The organism is Mycobacterium sp. DHQP2018-32-09 (assembly GCF_058148405.1).
This window is the reverse complement of the sequence record NZ_JBYVYK010000169.1, coordinates 1-418: the sequence shown is the minus strand read 5'-3', so window position 1 is coordinate 418 and position 418 is coordinate 1. Positions and strand designations below refer to the sequence as shown.

General features: G+C 60.0%; 1 protein-coding gene. It reads left to right on the top strand.

The window, feature by feature from the left end; all coding sequences use genetic code 11:
• Window positions 1–189 precede the first annotated feature (189 nt).
• Window positions 190–418, top strand: a 229-nt coding sequence (locus AC30CM_RS27195) for a helix-turn-helix domain-containing protein (protein WP_490120006.1), incomplete at its 3' end; no start/stop codon positions are given.

The window sequence follows — 418 nt, the reverse complement described above, 5'->3', positions numbered from 1 at the left end:
AGCAGGCCCGCCAGACTCGCACCCACGATGACCTGCTGGATCTGCGGCGAGCGGTCGGGGAGAAAACTGCCGCCCGCTGGATCTCCATCCGTCAGCAACGAATCGACTGAGTCGAGAACGTTACAGCGAAGGAAAACTCACTTGGTGCAATAACTATACTTGGATAACTATCCGGGTATAGTTATCGATGTGCCGCGGCCAGCATTGTCGAATATCCAACGCGTACAGGGTGAAAAGCTGGGCAAGGAGTTGCGCAGGCTGCGGGGAACGCGCACGGCCGCAGAGGTGGCCCATGAGGCTGGGGTGCCGCTGGACACGCTGCGCAAGTTGGAGCAGGGCGGCACGGCCACACCTGGATTCTTCTTGGTCGCGCAAGTGGCCCAGGTGCTCAATACGCCGCTGAACCAGTTGGTGGACA